Genomic DNA, 6,461 nt, shown 5'->3' with positions numbered 1-6,461 from the left:
CACAGGTATTCGCCATAACTCCATTGGTACGCCGTGGTATCGGTCTCGTCCGTTTCAGGATGCGTATTGTAAGTCAGATCGATATCCGCCTGCATGCCCAGGCGGCAATCACAGAACAACGTCTGTTTCTCCTCAAACCAGAAGATAATGCCCTCTTCCGCCGCCAGCCGACACCAGAAATCATAGGCGGATTCGCGTTTTTGCGTGGTGTATTCCCGTTCGACATGGCGTTTATAGAGCGTATCGCGGGTAAATAAAATACGATGCTCTTTAAGCAGGATCGTTAAGATTTCCGGTACGGACTGCCGATGGAAAATACGGCTATCCTGATTGAGCGTCATCAGCCACATTGTAGGGCGGATAGTGAAAATATAAAAAGTGCGACGACCATCGGTATTACCCTGTTCAGCACCAGCTATCAACCCATTAATGGTCCGTTCGGTGACGCCATTGCGGGTAATGGTCAGTGACGCGCTGTCCCCCAGCTGTTCATTCAGGGGAATGTCATCACGTGAGCTCACCACTTTTAACGTCAGGCGATAAAGCTGCGACAGCTCTTCCTGTAAAGTAAATTGCGCTACCTGAAAAGTGGTTTGGGGCAGTTCGCCAATTCGGCAGGTGAAAACTAATCCATCCATATTTGAAACCTTACATAATTGAACCATTATCCTGAAACGGGGATAACGCAAGAAGCCATTAAATGAGCCATGACATGCGGCTCTTTTAAATAGCGGCGGTCTGTTCCGCGGTAAAAAAATGACAGCGTAAAATAGCCATCATTTAATACGTGGCGTTAGAGAGAACAATAGACCGCGTCCAACTGAGTAGGATGGAGTGGAGACAAATAACAGAGAATTTCGCTCTCTAAATATTATGACCACAAGATCACGATATTTGTCATATGAACATGAAAAAATGTGATAAATATCACATAAAATAGCTAATTAATCGCTATCAGTTCCGATTTTTCATATTGAATTCTTTAATTAATAAATCGCTCAATCGCTCCTTTTCAATCGAAAAATTTAGCCTGTCATGGGTTGTCACTCCCAATAACAGGCAATAAATCTCTGCGGGTTTATTTTCAATGCTGACCTTTTGCGACATCCTCGCATTGAGCAAGGATTTACGGGGCAATTGTTAAGAACTGGCAATAAATTGCTCACGCAATGCCTGAACCTGATCCCGAACACTAGCCGCCTGTTCGAATTCAAGATCCTGCGCATGCTGGTACATCTTCGCTTCCAGCTCGCGGATTTTACTTTCCAGCTCTTTGGCAGACAAGTTGCTGAATGTTTCCGCTGTGGCGACCGCTTTACCTCTGCCCTTTCTTTTACCACCCGCTGGCTGCCCAATTTGCAGAATATCACTAATTTTCTTATTGAGACCTTTTGGAACAATACCGTGTTTTTCATTAAATATCTGCTGCTTAGCACGCCGGCGTTCCGTTTCACCAATAGCTTTTGCCATTGAATCAGTGATCTTATCGCCATAAAGGATCGCTTTACCATGCAGGTTACGGGCAGCACGCCCAATCGTCTGAATTAATGAACGTTCAGACCGCAGGAAACCTTCTTTATCCGCATCAAGAATAGCCACCAGAGAAACTTCTGGCATATCCAGCCCTTCCCTCAGCAAGTTAATTCCCACTAATACATCAAACTCACCTAAACGAAGATCCCGAATAATTTCCACACGTTCGACAGTATCGATATCCGAGTGCAAATAGCGAACCCGTTCACCGTGCTCTTCCAAATACTCAGTTAAATCCTCCGCCATTCGCTTAGTCAATGTGGTGACCAATACCCGTTCATTTTTCACCGCTCGAATACGGATTTCAGACAGTAAGTCATCAACCTGTGTCGCTACAGGACGCACCTCTACTTCCGGATCAAGCAAACCCGTCGGACGCACCACCTGTTCCACCACATCGCCACTGGATTTTTCCAATTCATATTTGCCTGGCGTAGCCGAAATATAAATGGTCTGTGGAGCCAGTGCTTCAAATTCTTCAAACCGAAGTGGTCGATTATCCAGCGCAGAAGGCATACGGAAACCATATTCCACCAGCGTCTCTTTGCGGGAACGATCCCCTCGATACATCCCACCAATTTGCGGGATGGTAACGTGCGATTCATCCACTACCAGCAAACCATCAACCGGGAGATAATCAAACAGTGTCGGCGGCGGCTCCCCTTCGGCACGGCCAGAGAGATAACGGGAATAGTTTTCAATGCCGGAGCAATAACCCAATTCATTCATCATTTCCAAATCAAATTGGGTACGCTGCGTAACACGCTGTTCTTCCAGCAGTTTACCATTTGCCAGCAATACCTTACGCCGCTGCTCAAGCTCAATTTTAATCGCTTCCATTGCCTGAATAATACGCTCACGCGGAGTAACATAGTGGGTTTTCGGATAAACGGTATATCGCGGAACATGATATTGAATCTGTCCCGTTAGCGGATCAAACAGTGATAACCGTTCTACTTCATCATCAAATAGTTCAACGCGCAGGGCATGCTCATCAGATTCAGCCGGAAAGATATCAATCACTTCACCACGAACCCGAAATGTCCCGCGCTGGAATGCCTGATCATTACGGGTATATTGCAATTCAGCTAAACGTCGCAGAATGGAGCGTTGATCAATCATCATACCGTTGGTCAGGTGGAGCATCATTTTCAGGTAACTATCAGGATCACCCAAACCATAAATAGCCGATACAGACGCAACGACAATCACATCTCGCCGCTCCAACAAAGCTTTTGTGGCAGACAGGCGCATTTGTTCAATGTGTTCGTTCACGGAAGCATCTTTTTCGATAAAAGTATCGGAACTCGGCACATAAGCTTCCGGCTGGTAATAATCGTAATAGGAAACAAAGTACTCTACGGCATTTTCTGGGAAAAAGTCCTTCATTTCGCTGTAAAGTTGAGCCGCCAGTGTCTTATTCGGAGCAAGTACCATCGTTGGTCGGTTTAAATTGGCTATCACATTAGCGACAGTAAATGTCTTACCCGACCCCGTAACCCCTAACAAAGTCTGGTGGGCAAGCCCGTCTTCTAAGCCTTCTTGTAATTGACGGATGGCCTCTGGCTGATCACCCCCCGGTTGGAAGTCAGAATGTAATTTGAACACCTTGCTCATCGGTATCTCACTTTCCTAACATTAAGTTAGCCTATAATACTGGATATAAAACCAGCTTCAAGTTGATTTTATAAAAACGGACTCAAGTAGGTCATTTCCCTATCAATTAAACATCCGTTGATATCAAAATAAATACCATTTTATCCCCAAAATTATCTTGATTTTTCCATTTTTTATATGATTGGCTGAAAGGTGACAACATGGGACATCATCACAGGTCAGACAGGGCTTGATTTTAGTTATCTTATTGATATTTAATAAAATTAAAACAAAGACGAGAATAACATCAACCTTGACGAAAGCCGCGTATTTTCTTGCGTCGCGTAACTTTTCTAAGTCTAATACACAAGGTTATCCACAGGAATAGTGGATAACTCTACAAACCCTATTAACTGTACGAGGTTGCAACATCATGCCACAAAATAGGTATCCTCTACCGATAAAAATTTTTACTATTTTTTTAACCTTTATCTCAATTTTTCCTCTCAAAAAAATGAATAAATTCACTGAAAAAGTAAGAATTTTCTCACGGAAATTAAATATCAATAAATTATATTCTTTCAATATCACTAGCATTAAAGGTAGATAATTGTCTATTTTTTCTGTAGAATGAGCGAAAAAAACTGCCTTTTCTGCCCCAAACAACAGTAAAAAATATGAGTTAGATTGGAATTTTTATTCAATAAGAAATAGCTGGTGAACAGTTTCCGTATGAAATCTGTTTCTCAAGGGGAGAGTCGTATTTTACCTAAGCAGAAATAGGATTCTCTGCTTCCTACGCTTTCAGCAATAGCAGGTTCAATATCATCAAATGAATTCACATCAACATATCTTCTATTCTACAAAACAAACTTCATCGTGACCGCTCAAAAAAATGATAGATACATAAATATCAAATCGACACTGCCCTCGTAAAACGTCCAATATTCTACTGGCTATTTTCGATCGAAAAACTTACTTTGTATCTATCATCCACAATTTCAATCGATTGCTGTTCCAAAGCATCTTTATACTGCCATTTCCTGGTGTTTTAACTGTGTTATCATTTTATTAATTTACTAATTTACTAATTTCAGTCCTGATGTTTATTTAACTTCCTCTATTTTCTTGAAATTCCCTAGTGCTAAAAAATAATCCACTTCCAAACTCGAAGGATAAAGTAGCTCTTCCCCGAGAGATTTATAAGAATAATATTTTGTTTGATGCTATCTGATGTTCCAAAAACACATCAACACAACTTAACATTATTATAATAAAATCCATAAAGTCAACACAAAAATAAACATAAAGTTCAGTTTTGTGTAAACTTTATAATGAATTTCACTTAATTATATGATTTGACTTTCATTTTTAGAATATAAGGGTAAATCCATGAGCATTTTCCGATATAGGATGTGCTAATATAGATAATCATAAGAATAAGATATTAAAAGTAAAATCAAGAAATTATCACAATGAGTGGTTTTTTCACACTGGACAATATCATCAAGTAATATAGTAATGCTGTTATCTTTATATAAAGGATTCTCATGAAAACGTCTAATGCACAGCGAAAAACAAATATCATTAAAAATATAGAATATTTGATACGTACCCGTGGAGAAACCAAGAGCTCTTTTTCCAATCGAACAGGATTGACCCGTACCACGATTTATAAAATCCTGGAAGGACAAGTCAATAACGTTCAACAATCTACTGTTCTTCGGATCTCCGATTTTTTCGGTGTTTCCTGTGAAGAAATAGAATATTATGACCTTGAACAATTAGAACGCCTCAATGAAACACTTTCAACCGAAGGCAATAAGAATCCTTCGGCTATCCCTATTGTTCCACAATCTGAATTTTTAGCCGTTTCTGAGAAAAAAATAGGTCAGCTTGTTACCGAGTATCCGCTAACCTATTTCTTTGGTGATGAATCAAACATGTTGGCTCTTAAAGTCGAATCGGCAATAGAAGATACATTCATACCCGGTGAGGTGATCATTATAAAACGTCCCCCCGCATTAGTCACCAATACGCCATTATTGTATTACTCTAAGGAAATTGGGTTCTTTATCCGGCAAGAGAAAAATGATGACAGCCTCGATAGGAAACCCTACAAAAATGCTTATTTTTTAGGCTACATAGTAGGAGAAAGACTATAAATGACGGTAAATCAAAAGTTTAAGTTACTGGGATTTTCAAGGTATGGTAAATTATCGGCAAATGTCATGGTGCTAGCGACAGGTAAGACCATTACTATGGGGTTAAAAGAGCTCGCTGACAGTGATATTTCAGAAGATCTGAGCAGACATGAGCTCAGTACGATATACCGGAAACTATACAGCCACAGTAATATCGTAACAGCTTATGAACTTGGGGATCGTCATGAGCGTTCATGGCAAGCCTATTTACTCATTAGCATCGCACTCAGTGTTATCTATATTTTCTCTACCATATGTGGTGTGAAGCCCATTCATATCCCGATCCTTAATATTGTCACGCCTCCTGGGGTTTTTATTTACCCTATCACCTTCTTACTGGTCGATATTCTAAACGAATTCTATGGATTACGTCTGGCAAGAAGAACGATTATTATCTCTTTTGCCGCGAACTTATTATTTGTTCTAGGGCTTTGGGGAACCGCACTGATGCCAGGTGTTCCTGGATGGGAGTTTAGTGCAACTTATAATGGAATAGTGAATAGTATCGTATCTGTATTACTGGCATCATCTCTTGCTTATTTTATCTCTGAGAATATAAACTCGTATCTCCTCTGCAAAATAAAATCTCTCACAAACTCAAAGTATCTTTTCCTGCGAGTAATAACCAGTACTGTTATCGCCTCAGCATTCGACAGTATCATATTCTGTTCAATCGCTTTCTATGGTGTTCTCGGCATAGATATCATAAAAGAAATGATTATCGCCCAGTTCCTAATTAAAGTGGCTTATTCTATCCTGGGTGTAGGTCCTATTTATCTGGTAAGGAAGATATTCAGAAATTATATAAATCGACCAGCAGATGCGCTAGTGAATAAAAAACTCGCTGAAGTATAAATAGAGATAACGTTTTGTCAGAATATAGAAAATTCGTTGAAAAATATTATTTTTATGCCGGAATGTCATTCCGGCATATTGTCCTAAAATAACCTCTACCCTATGGATTTCAAGATGGATCGCGGCGGCAAGGGAGCGAATCCCCGGGAGCATAGATAACTATGTGACCGGGGTGAGCGAGTGCAGCCAACAAAGAGGCAACTTGAAAGATGACGGGTATAGATATGAGTAGTGTAATCATTCATCATGACATTGAAATAACATTCCACCAGA

Annotated in this window: 4 protein-coding genes; 2 read left to right on the top strand and 2 right to left on the bottom strand. The window is 40.3% G+C overall.

Annotation, left to right across the window (positions count from 1 at the left end; all coding sequences use genetic code 11):
* The coding region (locus LGZ98_RS08970) for a contractile injection system protein, VgrG/Pvc8 family (protein ID WP_262977988.1) at positions 1-638 on the bottom strand (638 nt) is incomplete at its 3' end.
* A gap of 502 nt (positions 639-1,140) precedes the next feature.
* Complete coding sequence (uvrB, locus tag LGZ98_RS08965; RefSeq protein WP_113043816.1) at positions 1,141-3,150, bottom strand: excinuclease ABC subunit UvrB; 2,010 nt, start codon at positions 3,148-3,150, stop codon at positions 1,141-1,143.
* Between the two features lie 1,529 nt (positions 3,151-4,679).
* On the opposite strand from uvrB, the gene LGZ98_RS08960 reads away from it, so the two are divergent.
* A complete protein-coding gene (locus LGZ98_RS08960; protein WP_112876157.1) occupies positions 4,680-5,294 on the top strand; it encodes a helix-turn-helix domain-containing protein in 615 nt (204 codons plus the stop codon).
* Positions 5,295-6,188, top strand: coding sequence for a queuosine precursor transporter (locus LGZ98_RS08955; protein ID WP_262977987.1), 894 nt, complete (start codon positions 5,295-5,297; stop codon positions 6,186-6,188).
* Positions 6,189-6,461: the final 273 nt, after the last annotated feature.

This window comes from Photorhabdus kayaii (genome assembly GCF_025384895.1).
In the GTDB taxonomy this organism is placed as follows: Bacteria; Pseudomonadota; Gammaproteobacteria; order Enterobacterales; family Enterobacteriaceae; genus Photorhabdus; species Photorhabdus kayaii.
The sequence above is the reverse complement of the archived record's forward strand: the minus strand, read 5'-3'. Positions and strand labels throughout refer to the sequence as shown.

Excerpts from the sequence above, each read along its gene's own strand:
- uvrB (WP_113043816.1), bottom strand. The coding sequence starts at position 3,150 with ATGAGCAAGGTGTTCAAATTACATTCTGACTTCCAACCGGGGGGTGAT.
- LGZ98_RS08960 (WP_112876157.1), top strand. The coding sequence starts at position 4,680 with ATGAAAACGTCTAATGCACAGCGAAAAACAAATATCATTAAAAATATA.
- LGZ98_RS08955 (WP_262977987.1), top strand. The coding sequence starts at position 5,295 with ATGACGGTAAATCAAAAGTTTAAGTTACTGGGATTTTCAAGGTATGGT.